We start from the raw sequence: 17,220 nt of genomic DNA on the forward strand, positions 1-17,220 counted from the left end.
TTAATCGTTGCTTATCTTAAAGGCTTCAATGAGATAGTGCACCAGTGCTTTCACTCTAAGACTTATGTTTCTCGATTGCGGGTAAAGCAGCGTGACATCGGAAGGAGGTAATTGCCACTGTGGAAGTATTTCAATGAGCTTCCCTGACTCAATCTCTTGTTCTACATAATAAGCGGGCTGACGGGATATACCTGCACCACTTAGTGTTGCTAATTTTGCAACGTGCCCATTTGAACATTTTAATTTGCCTTGTACTGGAAGTTCATATTTTTCTTCATTTGAGGTGTTTGTAAAAGACCACCTTCTCACCGAGCCATTAATCAAAGCGTGATCCAGTAAGTCCTTTGGACTATTAAGTGCTGACATTGACTTTAGGTAGTTTGGGCTGGCGACAAGATGGTTTGTGTAGCTGGTGAGCTTTCTACCAATGAGGTTTGAATTAGGTAAAATCCCCATTCTCACCACCAAATCATACTGCGCTTCGATTAAGTCCTCCCGAGTGCTTGAAAAGCTTAAATCTATTTCTATTTCAGGGTTTTCCGCCATAAAGCGAACCAATATTGGTGCGAGTATTTCTTCACCGAATAAACCACCTACCGCATTGATTCTGATCTGTCCGCTAATACTTGAGTGTGCATTCTGGGCCGATAGAACCGCATGCTCCAGCTGATCAATACCTTGTCGTGACAGTTGATAAAATGTGTCACCAGCAGGTGACAAAGAAAGAGATCGAGTCGACCGATAAAGTAACTGAACGCCCATGTCTTTTTCTAGACGACTAATAATCTGCGAGACTCGCGCTCGGGAAATATTAAGCTGCTCGGCGGCTTTGGAAAAGCTATGGGCTTCCACAACCGCTAAAAATGTTCGTATGCCTTCAGGAAGATGAATACTCATATTGTTAAGTCTCAATAAACAATGCATTTAATGTATTGATAATTATAAACAGTTTAAAGGCTCGTATAGTAGTGCCATTGGTCAATAGTGAGCACGGAGAAGGTTTATGAATACAAGAATATTAGGTAAAACAGGTTTCAAGGTCTCAGAAATTGGCTTGGGATGCTGGCAGCTGGGGAATGACTTTGGCCCCGTGGAGGATAAAGAGGCAAATGCTATTTTGCAAACGGCTGTAGATCACGGAATCAGTTTTTTTGATACAGCCGATGTGTACGGCGGCGGTTTAAGTGAGCAACGAATAGGGCAATGGCGCCGCGCTTTAACAACGCCGCCCATTATTGCTACAAAAGTTGGGCGTGATGCCGCTTTATACCCTGACGGTTACAGCAAAGCATCATTGAAGAAGAGCTTGCAAGCGTCAGCGAAAAGATTAGGGGTTGAAGCGATTGATTTGGCTCAATTGCATTGCGTGCCAAGAGAGGTGCTTTTTGCTGGTGATATTCTTACTTGGATGGAAGACCTCAAACAAGAAGGTGTTATCAAGCATTTCGGCGCTAGCGTGGAAATGTTGGATGAAGCAAAATTCTGCTGTGAGCATCCTGAAATAGCCAGTTTACAGATTTTATTCAATGTCTTTCGGCAAGACGCTGTTGAGTCGCTTTTTCCAATAGCAGAGAAAAACAATGTCGGCATCATTGTGCGCTTGCCACTGGCGAGTGGTTTGTTGTCTGGAAAGATGCGCTCGGATCATGTTTTCAATGAGCATGATCATCGCTCTTACAACAAAGATGGTGCCGCTTTCCATGTAGGGGAAACGTTCAACGGCATTCCTTTTAAAAAGGGTGTTGCTCTGGTTGACTCGTTAAAAAACAAATTGCCGGATAATCAAACAGTACTAGATGTCTCCCTTCGGTGGATATTAGATCAACCACAGGTGTCTAGTATTATTGCGGGCGCAAGCCACTCTTCTCAAGTAATACGTAATGCAGGCGTGTCATCCTTGCCTCCTTTGAGCAAAGAAACTCATCAATTATTAGGTGATTTTTATCGTGAACAAGTAAGAATGGAAATTCGCGGTGGTATATAAGTAAGAGAAAGAAGGTGCGATGCATTATCGCACCTTCTTTATTAAGTTCTGTTTATTTCAGAATTTGTGCAGCATGTTCTTTGGTTTTTACTTTGCTAATAATGTCTGAGATCAGGCCATTTTCATCGATAATAAACGTTGTTCTTACTGTTCCCATGGATTCTCGGCCCATAAATTTCTTTAGCTGCCAAGTTCCATATAACTCGTGTACGTCTTTTTCAGTATCAGCGATCAATGGAAAAGGTAGATTGTACTTAGCAATAAATTTTTGATGTTTTTTCTCTGTATCGGTACTGACCCCTAGAATAACAAAATCTTGCTCAAGTAACGTTTGATAATTGTCGCGTAGATCGCAAGCTTGAGCCGTACATCCAGGTGTAGAATCTCTTGGGTAGAAATACAAAGCAACTTTCTTACCTTTGAATTGACTAAGTGTGATTATCTCACCATTCTGATCTTTCGCACTAAAGTCCGGTGCAATTTGTCCAATTTCGATTGTCATAATAGTTACTCTCTGTTCAACGAAATATTTAAAGAAAAATAGTTTGTCTATTTTTAGTGAAAAAAGTCTTAGCTTAACAACAGCTAAGCAAAAAATCCCGCCGAATGCGCTTTCTTGCTAATTTACCCCGGCTTTACGCCCCTCGATTATTGTTAAACCTGAATCTGAACGTTACTATAGGCGCGCTTATAATTTTATCGGAGGCTCGAAATGATCACAGGTAGTTTAGTTGCGCTTATCACACCGATGTCACCAGATGGCGCTGTAGATACTAAAAAATTAGATGATCTAATAGAGTTTCATATTAATGAAGGTACCCACGGTATTGTTGCCGTAGGTACGACGGGCGAATCTTCCACTTTGACACCAGTAGAACACGCTAATGTGATTCGACAGGTAGTCAATACTGTGAATGGTCGAGTACCGGTTATTGCGGGTACTGGCGCAAACGCGACGCATGAAGCTATCGATCTGACTCGTCGTGCGAAAGAGGCAGGAGCAGATGCCTGCTTGCTGGTCACACCGTATTACAACAAACCAACACAAGAGGGTTTGTTTCAGCATTTCAAAGCCATTGCAGACGCCGTTGAAATCCCTCAAATTCTTTACAATGTGCCAGGTAGAACGGCATGTGATATGCAAAATGAAACCGTCGTTCGACTCTCTGTAATCAAAAATATAGTGGGAATTAAAGATGCCACAGGCAATTTAGAGCGAGGTGAAGCTCTTATTAAGTTATTGCCTGTAAGCTTCGCTGTTTATTCTGGCGATGACCCAACGGCGGTTTCACTTATGCTCCTTGGTGGCAAAGGCAATATTTCAGTTACCGCGAATGTGGCTCCAAAAGCTGTGGCGCAAGCAGCTGAATTTGCGTTAGCTGGCAACGCTGATCGTGCTCACTCAATTGACAGCGCTATCTGTTCACTACACACAAATTTATTTCTAGAGTCCAATCCGATCCCTGTTAAATGGGCTTGTAGTCAATTAGGGCTATGCGAAGAAGGGATTCGACTACCATTAACACCTCTTTCTGAACAGCATCATTCTGCCGTTCGACAAGCAATGATAGAAGCTGGAGTTTTATTAGTATGAATAAGTTTACATTACAGTTAGTGGGAGCGGGTTCACTCACTCTAATGCTGTCAGGTTGCAGTGTTTTTTTTACCGATCATTCAGATGATTATCAAGATCAAAAACCGGTTGTCTCGACATTAGAAGTACCGCAGGGTTCAGCATCGTCAAAAGATGCTCTAGTCATTCCAAATGAAACAGAGATTGCGGATCTAGAGCCTTCGAAGCCATTTGTCACACCTAGAGCGCCGTTTGTTTTTTATCCTATGGTTGCGGTTGGGATTACAGAGCAAGACGATGCTATTGAGTTTTTAGTACCTGCAAGCAAAGAGAAATCAAAACGTATCGTGGCTGATTTCCTTACCGCATTACATGGTGCAGGCACACCGATTTCAACGCAAACTGACGATCAAATAACAACGGTTCCGTTTGACTTTCATCCACAAGGTTGGTGGGCGTCATTGTGGAGTAGCGTTACACGAATACATCCAGCTAAAACCGCTTTCTCATTTCATTTCAATGAAATAGAAGGTAAAACCTTGATGCGTGTCCAGTTTCGTGATGAGCAGCAAGATGTCGAACCAAGTGGCTGGATAAGTCCAGATCAAAATGATGATGCCTACTCTGTTGCGATACGCTTATGGGGAACAATTGGACGTCAATTAAATCAATCTTCTGCTTATCTATCGAATCGCGATGATGCGGCTTCATTTCCGGTATGGGTTGACCATAAGGGCATTTATTCAATACGCCTAGGCAATAATGTTTCGCCATCTGAATTAGAAATGACATTGAGTGCGGCTGGAATCTACATTGTCCCAGGAGTAGACCCGTTACTTGCGCCAGTGCCTCCGGAAGATGTTGCTCGTATTGGTGATGTGGTCGATTTCAATATTCCAGTAGGCAAGGGCGAAAAGCAAAAATTGTTCAATGTATATCGTCGAAACTTAGATGATGTCAGTTGGGAAGAGCGAGAATACCCGTATAAGATCACCCATCAAAAAGCGGGTGATTTTTTGGTCATCGATGTCTCTGCAACGGATTATCCTGAAGTGACGTCGTTTCATTTAGTACAACGCTTTGTAAACTAATTAAGATTAACCCCTCAGAAAAGAAGACCGGAGACCCTCCAATGGAAAAACGACAAGAGCTGTATGCAGGTAAGGCAAAATCTGTATTTCGTACAGATGATCCTGACAAAATGGTTCTAGTGTTTCGTGATGATACCTCTGCATTTGATGGTAAAAGAATAGAGCAGCTTGACCGTAAAGGCATGGTGAATAATAAGTTCAATGCATTCATCATGACAAAGCTGCAAGAAGCCGGAATTCCTACGCATTTTGAAAAGCTTTTAAGTGATACGGAGTCACTGGTAAAGTGTCTTGATATGATGCCTATTGAGTGTGTTGTTCGAAATGTCGCGGCGGGGAGCTTATGTCGTCGCCTAGGTGTAGAAGAAGGTATTACGTTAACACCCCCAACGTTTGAGTTATTTTTAAAGAATGACGCGTTAGGTGATCCAATGATCAACGAATCACATGTTGAATCATTTGGATGGGCAAAAGCAGACGATCTTGCGAAAGCAAAAGAGCTTACATTTAAGGTGAATGATGTATTAAAAGCGATTTTTGCTGAAGGCGGCATGATTCTAGTGGACTCCAAACTAGAATTTGGCATATATAAAGGCGAGGTTGTATTGGGTGATGAATTTTCCCCAGACGGTTGTCGTTTATGGGATGCCAATACCAGAGAAAAATTAGATAAAGACCGTTTCCGTCAAGGCTTAGGTGGCGTGATTGAAGCTTACGAGGATGTAGGTCGTCGTATAGGTATTGATTTCGACGCATAAGCGTATTGGCGATTTAGTCCATAATGGAGGAAGTATGTTCCTCCATTTTTGCCACGCAAGCTTGTCACACAAGGACATACATTGATTAACTTCCTACCTATTGCCATCGGCCTGCGTTATGCCCGAGCCAAACGTTCTAACCACTTTATTTCTTTTATCAGTTTCTCATCTATTGCTGGCCTGGCGCTTGGTGTAATGGTTTTAATTACCGTTCTGTCTGTGATGAATGGCTTTGATCGAGAGTTGCGCCAACGAATCTTAGGCATGGTTCCTCATGCAACTTTATGGGGCGGGCCGGTTTTGGATGATTGGCGAAATACAGCAACTCTAGTTGAAAAAATGCCAAATGTGGTTGGCGTTGCCCCCCACATTCAAGCACAAGTGATGTTTCAATCTGGATCAAGTGTGCATGGCGCCATCTTAAATGGCATCAATCCAGAAATGGAAAAGAAAGTGTCCATCATTGATGAAAACATGGCGTCAGGCTCTCTGGATGCTCTTAATGACACTCGTTTTGGTATCGTATTGGGTGCTCAACTAGCCAAAATGTTACGTGTCGATATTGGTGATAAAGTCACGGCAATTCTGCCCAAGGCAAATGTTTCTATTGCTGGTGTCGCACCAGTGCTAAAGCGCTTTACTGTTGTGGGAACATTTGAAGTGGGCGCTGAATTAGACAGCAGCCTTGCGTATATTAATATTAAGGATGCGGCGAAGCTAAAGCGGTATCAAGAAGATTCGGTTGAAGCATTACGTATTTCATTTGATGATTTATTCTTAGCGCCTTCTCGCATTTGGGATATTGCTAGGGCTGTGCCTGGGCAGAATAGAGTAAGCGATTGGACTCGAACACACGGTAACCTTTTCCAAGCCATTAAAATGGAAAAAACCATGATCGGTTTACTGCTTCTGCTAATTGTTGCTGTGGCCGCGTTTAATATTGTTTCCACTTTGGTAATGGTAGTAACGGATAAACGGAATGACATCGCCATACTTAGAACAATGGGCTTAACCTCTGGCCAGGTTATGTGGATTTTTGTGGTTCAGGGTATGTTTATTGGTATGTTGGGAACATTCATTGGTGTCGTGCTAGGTGTGACGTTAGCGCTCAATGTGAGCGAAATTATTGCCGGCGTGCAGACGCTGTTAAATGTTCAGTTTTTGAGTTCAGATGTTTATTTTATTAACTATTTGCCTTCTCAGCTTGAATGGTCTGATGTGAAATTGATTGTTATATCTGCTTTTGTAATGACGGTTACTGCCACTATTTACCCTGCTTGGCGAGCCTCAAAAGTAGAACCTGCAGAGGCATTACGCTATGAATAATAATGTGGTATTGGAATGTCGTGCACTTTCTAAACAATATCAAGACGGCAAGCAAATTGTGGATGTGTTTCGTTCTATTGATTTGACCCTAAACAAAGGTCAGGCCTGCGCTATCGTCGGATCTTCAGGGTCGGGGAAAACCACGTTGCTTAACTTACTTGCCGGTTTAGATTTGGCAACGACAGGCGAAGTAAAACTGGCGAATGTTTCTTGGTCTAGTATGAAAGACGCCAAGCGCTCCAAAATGCGTAACAAGGAAATGGGCTTTGTTTACCAATTTCATCATTTGCTTCCTGAGTTTTCTGCGTTGGAAAACGTATTGATGCCGATGTGGATTGCGGGCATGAATAAAAAAGAAGCAAATAAACGTGGAGAAGAATTATTAGGGCAGGTTGGTTTAAAAGATCGCTTGCACCATAAGCCTTCACAGCTATCGGGTGGTGAAAGGCAACGCGTGGCAATTGCACGTGCTTTGTCGAATCGTCCGGCGTGTGTGTTGATGGATGAGCCAACTGGTAACTTGGATGAAACTACGTCGTTAGAGATTCAAAACCTAATCAATGAACTTAAGGCTACTTATGATATGGCGTTTTTGGTGGTCACTCATGATGAGAAAATGTTGAGCTGGATGGATTCGGCTTATCGCTTGTCTCAAGGTGTTTTGCAACCAATAAAATAAGCGGGCGTTTAATACTTAAATAAAGCGCTTTTACAATCGCCAAGATTGATTGTCAATTTTGGCGATTGTATTGACTATTTCTCAGAGTTTTTATTCCGAAGTTTGCGTTCTTTCCAGCGTTTCACGACGTGCAATCGCCATAAAATAATGATGACAGCGTAACTGATAGCGCCAGCAATGAGTCCGGATACAATGGAACCTACGTAAAGTGGCAGCCAAATGTGCTCCATTTTATCCCAGATCCACTCCACAGAAAGTTTGAAGTCTTTTTCGTGATGATATCCGAGAATTAATGAGCCCACTTTGTAATTGAAGTAAAAAACAAAGGGCATAGTAATGGGGTTTGTGATCCACACCAGAGCTATAGAAAGCGGGATATTTGCGCGTAATGGTATAGCAAGCAGAGCAGATGCCAACATCTGAAACGGCATGGGAATAAATGCCCAGAATAAACCATTAAAGAAAGCGCGCGCGACAGATTTTCGATTTAGGTGCCATAAATTAGCTTCATAAATCTGTGAGCCTAATAGGCCTAAAGCTTTGCTCTGCTTAAGTTTTTCTGGATTTGGTATGAATTTTTTTAGATAATTCTTCGGCATAATCAGGTAAAAAATAATTTAGCAATTTAAGACAAGGAGGTCTTATGTTACTAAGTAGTTTGTCCATATTGATGGGCGCCGTACTGGTGCCGAGCGATTATTTGTGGGTGTATTCTACTCACATCATTCTGGTGTGTCTCTACTTAATATGGTCAAAGCGTTTAATAGTATTGTTTTTGACACTTATCTCCTTTGTTTCTGTTCTTTCCAGCGAGTTCTCAACACCCCCTTATTTACCACTGACTACCGACAGCGAGTTGCTGGTAGATTTTGATAATAAAGAGCTCATTAGTAATCACTCTCAACTAGGAGGTCACGATGTTCGGTCCGATAATCAGTCAGTTCGACTTGTGTATTTCGAAAAAAACGGTGTTCGGCGTACTCAAGATGATTTCTCCCTTACCTTTTCGCAATCAAAGTTTCATTCAGTGGAAACATCGCAGAAGGTATATCAGGGTGTCATTACTCGCGTTGTACTCCCAAACCAAGAAGGTTCTTGGTGGCAGCAAAACCTTTATATAAAAAGACAAGCGGCAGAACTGACTGTTCATTTTTCAGATGAAGGTTTGCAGCGTCTAGAGCAAAAGCCTTTTTCAGTAAGAGGCAGGCTCTTGGCTAAACTTGATCGCGCCTTTGAAAATTTTGACTATTGGCGCTTTTCTAAGGCTTTGTTATTAGGTCAGGATGACTTATGGAGCGAGCGTGATACTTGGATGGTTCGTACGCTGGGCTTAGCGCATCTTTTTGTGGTTTCTGGATTACACACTGGCTTTATGTTTGCCATTGGTCGAATGATAAGTCGAAGTGTTTGGCGGTTTTTTCCTAATAGGCTATTGCTTTACGGAGTGACTCGTTGGCATTGCGATGCCGTGATTGTGATTCCGTTACTATTTGCTTATGCCTATATAACAAACTGGGGTGAACCCGTTGTTAGGGCATCCATCATGCTTAGTGTGTATTTGTGTGCTCGAATGTTGGCGCTACAGCTTTCACCATATAGCATTATCACCTTTGCTTTATGGCTGGTGTTACTTTTTGAACCTAGGGCGGTACTAAACCCTGGGTTATGGCTTTCATTTAGCATGGTGTATTTATTAATAGGGTTTTGCCAGACGTCGACAAAGCTATCGCGTTTATTCATGGTTCAGGTGATGCTAAGCACCGCGTCGATGGTGCTGATACTGGGTTGGCAAGTCGCTATTTCTAGCGCTTCTATTTTGGTTAATATTCTACTTATTCCATTAGCGGCTTTCTTATGGTTTCCGTGGGCACTGCTTTCTTGTATGGAAGCATTGATAATCGGCTCAACTTACAGCTATGAACAACTAGAAATACTGCTTTATTATATTATAAGTTTTATTGAGATGATCGCTTTTGAATGGCCATTGCTGATTTTCGAACAGCATGCCTCTGATGTACCTAGGCTACTTATGTTGCTTTTGGTCATCGTTTGGGTTTATCAAAGCCCTTTGAAAAGAGGAGTAATCAGTGCTATTGGGATTTGGGTTATTTTGTTTTCTTCTATGCTGTCGAATGCTTCTGAGGCTGGCTTATCCTTGGTCAATAAAAATAACAAACTGATTTTGACAGAAAAGAGCGATATCTTGTTAACCAACACTTGGGTTGGATCGGACATCGGTCGATTAAGACTCGATTCCTATTTAAATGCAGAGCAGCAAGGTGGTTATTTCTTAACGCCAAGTAATACTTCAGAAATCACGCCTCAGATACTTTTAGCTCATGGTGTGAAATGGCTGATATTAAAGCAGGATGGGGCAGAAAAAATAATAGCCATGTTGGACGGGATGAACGTCAAATGGTTGGTTATTCCTGCTGGAGGATCGCTGGATTTTCACTTTCAAAAAAATCGTATTTCGCTGCAGCATTCTTCCTGCATTTATTCGTTTTTTCTCTTAAAATCTGACACTTGCAAACGTGTAGAAAAGTTAGAGAGTGTGTTAAATTACAATCAAAATTAAATTGGAGTGCGAAGTGTTAGCCTTTATTCAAACTGGTGGTTTTTTCATGTGGCCGTTAATGGCGTGTTCCATCCTTACGCTTGCCATTATTATTGAACGTTTTTGGACACTGCGAAAAGCAGGAGTGGCACCAAATGGTCTTTTGTCTGATGTAATGACTCGATTACGTGACGATAGAATGACCATTGAATACATTCGCTCCATGCAGACTCAAACGGGATTAGCGTCTATTTTTGCCGCGGGCCTTTTAAATTCAAAGCATGGTCGTGGCTCTATGAAGGAGAGCGTTCAAGAAGCAGCCAGTCATGTCATTCATGAATTAGAGCGTTTTATGAACACGTTAGGGACGATCGCCGCCATTTCTCCATTGCTTGGTTTGTTAGGTACGGTTGTTGGTATGATTAAAGTATTTTCTGTTTTGATGGAAAGTGGCGCTGGTAATACAGCATTACTTGCCGGTGGTATATCAGAAGCATTACTGACTACCGCAGCAGGACTTGGTGTTGCTATTCCTGCGTTAATATTCCACCGCTTTTTTAGCCGTAGAATCGACGTGCTTGTTGTTACCATGGAACAACAATCGACCAAACTAGTGGACGCATTACACGGTGATCGAGATAAAACAGGAGTGGCGCAGTGAAGTTTCGTCGTCAAAAAATAGATGACGTACAAGTTAATTTAACGCCATTGATTGATGTCGTCTTTTTGTTACTGATTTTTTTCATGGTCAGCACTACTTTTAATCAATCCACTGAGTTGACGATTGACTTACCAACGGCAACGTCTAATGCACCCAGTTCAGATCGTTCCAAGAATGTTGAATTGGTCATTACAGCGGATGGTCAATATGTCATTAACGGACAAACACTTATTAATGAAAAAGTCAGTACGTTAATTCAAGGCTTAAAGGAAGTGACGCAAGGCGATAATACACGACCATTGATTATTACCGCTGACGCTAAATCCTCTTATGACATGGTGCTTAGAGTGTACGATGCTGCGGCAAATCTAGGCATTACAAAACTTGCTCATACTGCACAGAAAGAACCTGCCCAGTGAGCGTTGAGTCTCTATTTACGCGTTCTTGGTATGGTCGCTGCGGTTGGACAAATGTTTTTCGGCCGATTCAACCTTTGGTTAGAAAAGTCGTACTCAAAAAAAGACAGACTTTCTTAGAGCACCCCGAAGCGTCTTATAAAGCGCCGGTTCCAGTGATCATTGTTGGCAACATCAGTGTGGGTGGCACCGGTAAGTCTCCGATGGTGGTGGCATTGTGCAAATTATTAAAGGCGAACGGCTATCGTCCTGGTATTGTATCTCGTGGACATGGGGCAAAAATTGAAATGCCAACATCTGTCTATACTGACAGTGTTGCAAAAGATGTCGGTGATGAGCCGGTAATGCTGGCTCGGCGAGCTGATTGCCCAATGGTGGTGTTCCCTAAAAGAGATGAGGCCGTAAAATACCTGCTTGCTACAACAGACGTGAATGTCATTATCAGTGATGATGGCATGCAGCATTACCAATTAAACAGAGACATTGAAGTAGCAATGCTTGATGCGAAACGGGGCATCGGAAACGGTCAATTATTACCTGTTGGTCCATTACGAGAACCTATAGAAAGGCTAAAGCACGTGGACTTTATCGTCAGTGTGTCAGATACAACGACCGACGCTCTTGATAAACTGGCTCTACCGATTACTTTAGCGCCTCTGATACCCACCAATTTAGTATCACTGGACGGAATAAAAAGTTTACATTGTCACCGTGCATTTGTAGATGAAAAAAAATGGCATATTATGGCGGGTATTGGTAATCCTGATCGTTTTGTGGAAACACTGAAGCAACTAGGGTTACAGCCAGAAAACAGCAGTTACCAATGGTTTTCGGACCATCATTCATTTGCAGTCGCTGATATTCCGTCTAATGGCGCGGTCATTATGACCGAAAAAGATGCGGTTAAATGCCAGTCCTTGATGCTGTTAAATTCAAATGTTTGGTATTTACCCGTTTCTTTAGACTTGCCAGAGTGCTTTGCGCAAGCCTTTTTAGAAAAATTAAACTTCATTAAAATGGATAACTCCCATGAATAAAAGCTTATTAGATATCCTTGTTTGTCCTGTCACGAAAGCGGCGTTAATCTTGAGTAAAGATGGTACGGAATTGATCAGTAAAGTGGGCGGTATGGCGTACCCTGTTCGCGATGGTATTCCTGTATTATTAGAAACAGAAGCTCGTACGTTGACCACAGAAGAGCGATTAGAGTCAGGCTCTGTAAAATGAGATCGCACAAAGTGCTAGCGGTGTGTTTAGGCAATATTTGTCGTTCACCGGCTGCACAAGGTATTTTAGAAAATGTAGCGTCAAACAATCGCTTGTTCTTGGAGCTTGATTCTGCAGGTACAGCAGCGTATCACCTTGGCAACCCACCTGATTCAAGGTCCATTGCCGCGCTCAAAAATGTTGGCATCGACATCAGTCAACAAAAGGCCCGACAGGTCACAATAAGCGATTTTAATGAGTATGATTGGATTCTAGCAATGGATCGAGAGAACTTGATTAATCTCAAAAAAATCCAGCCAGAACACAGTATAGCAACATTAGTCATGTTTGGTGAGTTCGATCAACACGTTGCTTTGGGTGAAGTGGTCGATCCATATTATGGTGGGGATGAAGGCTTTACCGTGATGAGAAAACACCTTACAGACATCGCACAAGCCTTTGTAAATCACCTTAACTCTAGAAGAGAAGATTAAGTCAATCCATGAAGATGCGATTTAATACACAAGACGCCTTTATGCAGAGCATGGAAGAATCCATTCAAAAAAATGTATCTTTGGCCACCTATAACACCTTCCGTTTTACTTACCATGCCGAATACTTTGCCATAGCAGAAACATTAGACTCTTTAAAAAAACTGCTTGCTTGGGCCAATCATTTTAATCAAACCGTCACCATGATCGGCGGTGGTAGTAATTTACTCATCTCAGCCGATGTCACGGGACTGGTAATTATTAATCGATTGTCTGGCATAAACGCAAGAGAGCACCGCGGGAATTTAGTCAGTTTAACGGTTGCTGCAGGTGAAAATTGGCACCAAGTGGTTGCATTCGCCGTACAAGAAGGCTGGTTTGGCATTGAAAATCTCGCGTTAATCCCAGGTACGATTGGCGCCGCACCGGTGCAAAACATTGGGGCTTATGGGGTTGAAATAAAAGATGTTCTGGCACGCGTTCAGGTGATTGATAAAACATCTGGTGACGTTTATTGGATCAATGCAAGAGATTGTGGCTTTGCTTATAGAGACAGTTATTTCAAAGGCAAATGGAAAGATAAGCTATTAATTACGTCGGTAGAGCTGTCATTGAAAAAACAGGCGGATTTATTACTGAGCTATGGCGGCTTGTCTGATCGTATTGAGGGTAAGCCTAGTCTGGCAAGCGTCTTTAAACTGGTGTGTGACGTCAGGAGTGAAAAATTACCTGATCCTACTGTGTTAGCAAACTCAGGCAGTTTTTTTAAGAATCCGATAATTAGCCAAGCCATACACTCAGATTTAAAGGTGCGTTTTCCAAATCTTGTATCATTTCCATTTGAGGATGGTTTTAAATTGGCGGCTGGGTGGTTGATAGATCAAGCAGGCTGGAAAGGCAAACAATATCAGGGCGTGGGTGTTTATGAAAAACAGGCATTGGTGCTGGTTAACTATTCAGAAGAAAATGCAGAACCCTTATTAGAATTAGAAGCTAAAATAAAGCAATCTATATTTGAATTATATGGCGTTGAATTAGAGCGTGAGCCCGTTCAATTGCCACTGACTTCTCTTATCGAAACGGGTCATGTTGAGGCGACGAATTGAAAATAGGAGTGATGGATTCTGGCGCTGGGGGGTTAACGATCCTCAATGCAATACATAAAAAACAACCTCATCTTGATTTAATTTATCTGGCAGACGATGCCTTCGCACCCTATGGAAATAAAAGTGTTGCTCAGCTTCAAGAGAGATTGATAAAAGTGGGTCGTTTTTTCGAGAAAGAAAACGTCTGCGCTATTGTTGTTGCTTGCAATACCGCCACCGTTACTGCTATTGATGCACTCAGAGCCAGCACATCCTTGCCTATTATTGGGGTTGAGCCTGCGGTAAAGCCCGCGTTTCGCCTTAGTAAGCAGCGTAAGGTAGCAGTATTGGCGACACCAGTTACTGCTGAAAGCGAGCGTTTGAATCAGCTGATTAACCTTTGGAAAGCTGACAGTCAGGTGTCGATTATGTCCAGCTCAACGTTGGCATTTGACATCGATGCTTGGCCAGAGACGGAAGAAAAAATAAAACTCACGATCCAAGAACTAAGTCAGGAGATGCTCGCCAATAATATCGATACTTTAGTATTAGCCTGCACTCATTACCCCTTAGTAAAGCATTTTTTTGAACAAGTGCTAGGAAGTGAGTGTGAGATAATTGAACCAAGTGAAGGTGTTACAGCTCAATTGATTCGTCGCTTGGAAGAATCCTACCCTGAGAAAATGTGCGCACTGCGCGAGCCTAATTCTCAACAAGAAGGCAAGATTGAACTGTGCAGCTCTCTTGGTTTTAAAAACATGCAACGCCTTGTTTCTTGGGTTGTTGCATCGCAAGTCATCATCGATAAAAGACATGTCTATATTTAGCCGTTATTTTCAAAGAAGGCGAGAATTCGGTCTTTTTCCCACATGGCATCCTTATGGCCTAATTCAATCAGCGCTCGGCAGTATTGCGGCGTGAACAATAGATAACTCGCGGCTGAACTGGTTTTTTCAGACGTTGATCCACCGGCTGCTTTTAACAAGACCCGAATTTTTTTAGGCAGAGTGGCAAGATAGTGGTGTGCAATTTCATTTAGCTCTTCAGATGGTGAAATAATCAATGTCTCTGTCGGCAAGTTTTGATGATTGGCTCTTTTTTCTTTAGGAAGGTCACGAATAAGATTATTCATGATTTCTAATTGATAAATATCATCTTCAAGGTTGTCGATAAAGGCACTGTTTAATAATTGGCCGAGAATTTGCGCCATACTGGGGGCGCTGGACTCTACGTCTATATCAGGAGCAGACCACTTTTTAGGGCTTCTGTTTCCACTTACGCCAATAATAAATAGTTTTTCAGCGCCCAGCTTCAATGCTGGATAAATTGCTGACTTTTGTCGTATAGCGCCGTCGCCATAATAATGGTTTTGTATTTTATGAGCAGGAAAGATAGTGGGGATTGCGCTGGAAGCAAGTAGATGGTCAACCCCCAAATCCGCTATAACGCCTTTTCGCCTATTGCCTTTCCATGGTTGAAGATCCTGAGAGCCTTGAAAAAAGGTCGTGGATTCACCCGTACTGTAACTCATCGCGGTAATAGCGAGTGCTTTGAGCTGTTTGTTTTCAATGGCAGTATTGATCCTAGAAAAGTCCAAATGATTTGTTAAGAGCTCTTTTAATGGTGTGTTGTCCATCAGTGCGATAGAAGTATCACTGTTATGGAGATGGAAAAGGGATAATAAGGTTTTTGTAACAGAGCTTGCTACAGGCCAGCGACCTACACTGTAAATTTGATCTGGTGTTAAATGGCGCCATACGAATGCTAAAGTAGAGACAGCCTTAGAAAAATTATTCGCATGAGAAGCAAGCATGGTTGCATTTAGCGCGCCTGCAGAGGTTCCGCATAATATTGAAAAAGGCAATGGCGTATTCTTTGGAAGCATTTTCCCCATGGCAGATAGAACCCCAACTTGGTAGGCTGCGCGAGCACCACCACCGGATAATATGAGAGCATTGTTATTTGGCATAAGGACTCGATTAGTCGGATTTTTTTCAAGTATTTATTTGTATCCCATAAAATACTGGTTTCTTCTATAAAAACAACCACTCAGTGGACAATAGTGTGTTGAAGTCTTACCCATAAGGCCATGTATTGATATAAGTATTTTGAATATTGATTGACCTTTGTTATTACAAAAAGTGGACTGTATCGACAATGTCGTTCACAATCTCATCTATACTTTATATGAAAACTTTTTATTTATAATAATAAAAAAGGGTGTATTAAATGAATTCTTCAGTCGTCATTAGTGGGGTCGGTTTATGGACTCCAGAACACAGCATTAGTAATGAAGAGCTAGTTACAAGCTACAACGCTTGGGCGGAACTTTTTAACCTAGAAAACGAAACAGCAATTAAAGCGGAAGAGATGGAGGCAAAACCTCTTTCTAGTGCGGCTTTTATTGAAAAGGCATCTGGTATCAAAAGCCGTTATATCTATTCAAAAAAGGGGGCTTTAGACATACACCGCATGCGCCCGATTCTTGACGTACGAGAGGATGATCAAGTCTCTCATCAAGCTGAAATGGCGATTGCTGCGGCACAAAAAGCCTTGAGTGCCGCGAATAAAACCGCCGCTGATATCGATATGGTCATTGTGTCTTGTGCTTATACTCAGCGTTCTTATCCTGCTATTGCCATTGAAGTGCAAGCGGCGTTAGGAATTGAAGGGTTCGGCTTTGATATGCTAGTGGCTTGTTCTGCTGCGACCTTTGGTCTGCAAAGAGCAGTTGATGCAGTGAAGGCGGGCACCTCAAAGGGCGTTCTCGTCATCAACCCAGAGCTTACTTCCCCTCAAGTCAACTATATGGACAGAGATTCACACTTCATCTTTGGTGATGTGGCGACGGCTGTAGTGGTAGAAAGTAGTGAAACCTGTCAGTCAGCACACGCCTTTGATGTGCTTAGTACAAAATGTGTCACGTCTTATTCAAATAATATTCGATCTAACTTTGGATACTTAACGCGAACCACCGACGAAGACCCTTATTCTGCAGATAAGTTGTTCTATCAAAATGGTCGAAAGGTTTTTAAAGAAGTTTGCCCTATGGCCGCTGATCATATTGAAAGCCATTTGCTGAGCGAAGGCATTAATGTTTCCGCATTGAAACGTTGGTGGTTACATCAAGCCAATATCAACATGAACTTGCTGATCAGTAGACGACTGCTAGGGCGCGACGCGACGCTTGAAGAAGCACCAGTGGTTCTTGATGAGTACGCCAATACCGCCTCCGCGGGATCTATCATTGCGTTTGCCAAGTACCATGATGATTTAAGCGCCGGTGATCTTGGTGTGATCTGCTCTTTTGGAGCAGGTTACTCGATTGGCAGTTTAATCCTTCGGAAACGATAATCCCCGATTACACTCCGTTAAGTCATTGAAACTGTAATA

The 17,220-nt window shown here is 42.3% G+C and carries 19 protein-coding genes; 15 read left to right on the top strand and 4 right to left on the bottom strand.

What is annotated here, in order from left to right; all coding sequences use genetic code 11:
- On the bottom strand, positions 1-897 hold the full coding sequence (locus tag MP3633_RS09370) for a LysR family transcriptional regulator (protein WP_176335342.1): 897 nt from the start codon (positions 895-897) through the stop codon (positions 1-3).
- 106 nt (positions 898-1,003) lie between these two features.
- On the opposite strand from MP3633_RS09370, the gene MP3633_RS09375 reads away from it, so the two are divergent.
- Positions 1,004-1,984, top strand: a complete 981-nt coding sequence (locus tag MP3633_RS09375; protein WP_176335343.1) for an aldo/keto reductase — start codon at positions 1,004-1,006, stop codon at positions 1,982-1,984.
- 52 nt (positions 1,985-2,036) lie between these two features.
- On the opposite strand, the gene bcp is transcribed toward MP3633_RS09375, so the two are convergent.
- Positions 2,037-2,486, bottom strand: a complete 450-nt coding sequence (gene bcp / locus MP3633_RS09380; RefSeq protein ID WP_176335344.1) for a thioredoxin-dependent thiol peroxidase — start codon at positions 2,484-2,486, stop codon at positions 2,037-2,039.
- A gap of 210 nt (positions 2,487-2,696) precedes the next feature.
- On the opposite strand from bcp, the gene dapA reads away from it, so the two are divergent.
- From dapA to MP3633_RS09405, 5 genes are all read left to right on the top strand, one after another.
- Positions 2,697-3,578, top strand: a complete 882-nt coding sequence (gene dapA / locus MP3633_RS09385; protein WP_176335345.1) for a 4-hydroxy-tetrahydrodipicolinate synthase — start codon at positions 2,697-2,699, stop codon at positions 3,576-3,578.
- The gene (locus MP3633_RS09390; protein ID WP_176335346.1) at positions 3,575-4,648 is read left to right on the top strand and encodes a hypothetical protein; all 1,074 of its coding nucleotides are present in this window, start codon (positions 3,575-3,577) and stop codon (positions 4,646-4,648) included. Before dapA ends, MP3633_RS09390 begins: the two co-directional genes overlap by 4 nt.
- A 41-nt stretch (positions 4,649-4,689) precedes the next feature.
- Positions 4,690-5,406: a phosphoribosylaminoimidazolesuccinocarboxamide synthase gene (purC, locus tag MP3633_RS09395; RefSeq protein ID WP_176335347.1), complete on the top strand. Its 717-nt coding sequence runs from the start codon at positions 4,690-4,692 to the stop codon at positions 5,404-5,406.
- A gap of 81 nt (positions 5,407-5,487) precedes the next feature.
- A complete protein-coding gene (locus MP3633_RS09400) occupies positions 5,488-6,732 on the top strand; it encodes a lipoprotein-releasing ABC transporter permease subunit (protein WP_176335348.1) in 1,245 nt (414 codons plus the stop codon).
- Positions 6,725-7,411, top strand: coding sequence for an ABC transporter ATP-binding protein (locus MP3633_RS09405; protein ID WP_176335349.1), 687 nt, complete (start codon positions 6,725-6,727; stop codon positions 7,409-7,411). Before MP3633_RS09400 ends, MP3633_RS09405 begins: the two co-directional genes overlap by 8 nt.
- 74 nt (positions 7,412-7,485) lie before the next feature.
- Here the strand turns inward: MP3633_RS09405 and MP3633_RS09410 are convergent, their stop codons facing one another.
- Positions 7,486-8,010, bottom strand: a complete 525-nt coding sequence (locus tag MP3633_RS09410) for a DUF2062 domain-containing protein (RefSeq protein WP_112138780.1) — start codon at positions 8,008-8,010, stop codon at positions 7,486-7,488.
- A gap of 44 nt (positions 8,011-8,054) precedes the next feature.
- Here MP3633_RS09410 and MP3633_RS09415 point away from each other — a divergent pair, with 44 nt between their 5' ends.
- From MP3633_RS09415 to murI, 8 genes are read left to right on the top strand one after another with little or no spacing between them, the layout of a single operon-like run.
- Positions 8,055-9,989, top strand: a complete 1,935-nt coding sequence (locus MP3633_RS09415) for a ComEC/Rec2 family competence protein (RefSeq protein WP_176335350.1) — start codon at positions 8,055-8,057, stop codon at positions 9,987-9,989.
- 13 nt (positions 9,990-10,002) lie between these two features.
- Positions 10,003-10,629 carry a MotA/TolQ/ExbB proton channel family protein gene (locus tag MP3633_RS09420; protein WP_112138777.1) on the top strand — a complete coding sequence of 209 codons (627 nt, stop codon included), beginning with the start codon at positions 10,003-10,005 and terminating at the stop codon, positions 10,627-10,629.
- Entirely contained in the window at positions 10,626-11,048 is a 423-nt protein-coding gene (locus MP3633_RS09425) for an ExbD/TolR family protein (RefSeq protein ID WP_176335351.1), read from the top strand. The genes MP3633_RS09420 and MP3633_RS09425 overlap by 4 nt, the downstream gene beginning before the upstream one ends.
- On the top strand, positions 11,045-12,082 hold the full coding sequence (gene lpxK, locus MP3633_RS09430) for a tetraacyldisaccharide 4'-kinase (RefSeq protein WP_176335352.1): 1,038 nt from the start codon (positions 11,045-11,047) through the stop codon (positions 12,080-12,082). Before MP3633_RS09425 ends, lpxK begins: the two co-directional genes overlap by 4 nt.
- Positions 12,075-12,272 carry a Trm112 family protein gene (locus MP3633_RS09435; RefSeq protein ID WP_112138771.1) on the top strand — a complete coding sequence of 66 codons (198 nt, stop codon included), beginning with the start codon at positions 12,075-12,077 and terminating at the stop codon, positions 12,270-12,272. The genes lpxK and MP3633_RS09435 overlap by 8 nt, the downstream gene beginning before the upstream one ends.
- On the top strand, positions 12,269-12,745 hold the full coding sequence (locus MP3633_RS09440) for a low molecular weight protein-tyrosine-phosphatase (protein ID WP_176335353.1): 477 nt from the start codon (positions 12,269-12,271) through the stop codon (positions 12,743-12,745). Before MP3633_RS09435 ends, MP3633_RS09440 begins: the two co-directional genes overlap by 4 nt.
- Positions 12,746-12,753: 8 nt before the next feature.
- Complete coding sequence (gene murB, locus MP3633_RS09445; protein ID WP_176335354.1) at positions 12,754-13,848, top strand: UDP-N-acetylmuramate dehydrogenase; 1,095 nt, start codon at positions 12,754-12,756, stop codon at positions 13,846-13,848.
- Positions 13,845-14,654: a glutamate racemase gene (murI, locus tag MP3633_RS09450; protein WP_176335355.1), complete on the top strand. Its 810-nt coding sequence runs from the start codon at positions 13,845-13,847 to the stop codon at positions 14,652-14,654. The genes murB and murI overlap by 4 nt, the downstream gene beginning before the upstream one ends.
- On the opposite strand, the gene MP3633_RS09455 is transcribed toward murI, so the two are convergent.
- A complete protein-coding gene (locus tag MP3633_RS09455; RefSeq protein WP_176335356.1) occupies positions 14,651-15,796 on the bottom strand; it encodes a patatin-like phospholipase family protein in 1,146 nt (381 codons plus the stop codon). The genes murI and MP3633_RS09455 overlap by 4 nt on opposite strands.
- A gap of 260 nt (positions 15,797-16,056) precedes the next feature.
- Here MP3633_RS09455 and MP3633_RS09460 point away from each other — a divergent pair, with 260 nt between their 5' ends.
- Positions 16,057-17,181, top strand: a complete 1,125-nt coding sequence (locus MP3633_RS09460; RefSeq protein WP_176335357.1) for a beta-ketoacyl-ACP synthase III — start codon at positions 16,057-16,059, stop codon at positions 17,179-17,181.
- Positions 17,182-17,220: the final 39 nt, after the last annotated feature.

Origin of the sequence: Marinomonas primoryensis (assembly GCF_013372285.1) — a bacterium.
GTDB classification, from domain to species: Bacteria; Pseudomonadota; Gammaproteobacteria; order Pseudomonadales; family Marinomonadaceae; genus Marinomonas; species Marinomonas primoryensis.

Bases quoted from the DNA above. Each gene is read 5' to 3' on its own strand.
- MP3633_RS09370 (WP_176335342.1), bottom strand. From the start codon at position 897: ATGAGTATTCATCTTCCTGAAGGCATACGAACATTTTTAGCGGTTGTG.
- MP3633_RS09375 (WP_176335343.1), top strand. From the start codon at position 1,004: ATGAATACAAGAATATTAGGTAAAACAGGTTTCAAGGTCTCAGAAATT.
- bcp (WP_176335344.1), bottom strand. From the start codon at position 2,486: ATGACAATCGAAATTGGACAAATTGCACCGGACTTTAGTGCGAAAGAT.
- dapA (WP_176335345.1), top strand. From the start codon at position 2,697: ATGATCACAGGTAGTTTAGTTGCGCTTATCACACCGATGTCACCAGAT.
- MP3633_RS09390 (WP_176335346.1), top strand. From the start codon at position 3,575: ATGAATAAGTTTACATTACAGTTAGTGGGAGCGGGTTCACTCACTCTA.
- purC (WP_176335347.1), top strand. From the start codon at position 4,690: ATGGAAAAACGACAAGAGCTGTATGCAGGTAAGGCAAAATCTGTATTT.
- MP3633_RS09405 (WP_176335349.1), top strand. From the start codon at position 6,725: ATGAATAATAATGTGGTATTGGAATGTCGTGCACTTTCTAAACAATAT.
- MP3633_RS09410 (WP_112138780.1), bottom strand. From the start codon at position 8,010: ATGCCGAAGAATTATCTAAAAAAATTCATACCAAATCCAGAAAAACTT.
- MP3633_RS09415 (WP_176335350.1), top strand. From the start codon at position 8,055: ATGTTACTAAGTAGTTTGTCCATATTGATGGGCGCCGTACTGGTGCCG.
- MP3633_RS09435 (WP_112138771.1), top strand. From the start codon at position 12,075: ATGAATAAAAGCTTATTAGATATCCTTGTTTGTCCTGTCACGAAAGCG.
- MP3633_RS09440 (WP_176335353.1), top strand. From the start codon at position 12,269: ATGAGATCGCACAAAGTGCTAGCGGTGTGTTTAGGCAATATTTGTCGT.
- murB (WP_176335354.1), top strand. From the start codon at position 12,754: ATGAAGATGCGATTTAATACACAAGACGCCTTTATGCAGAGCATGGAA.
- MP3633_RS09455 (WP_176335356.1), bottom strand. From the start codon at position 15,796: ATGCCAAATAACAATGCTCTCATATTATCCGGTGGTGGTGCTCGCGCA.
- MP3633_RS09460 (WP_176335357.1), top strand. From the start codon at position 16,057: ATGAATTCTTCAGTCGTCATTAGTGGGGTCGGTTTATGGACTCCAGAA.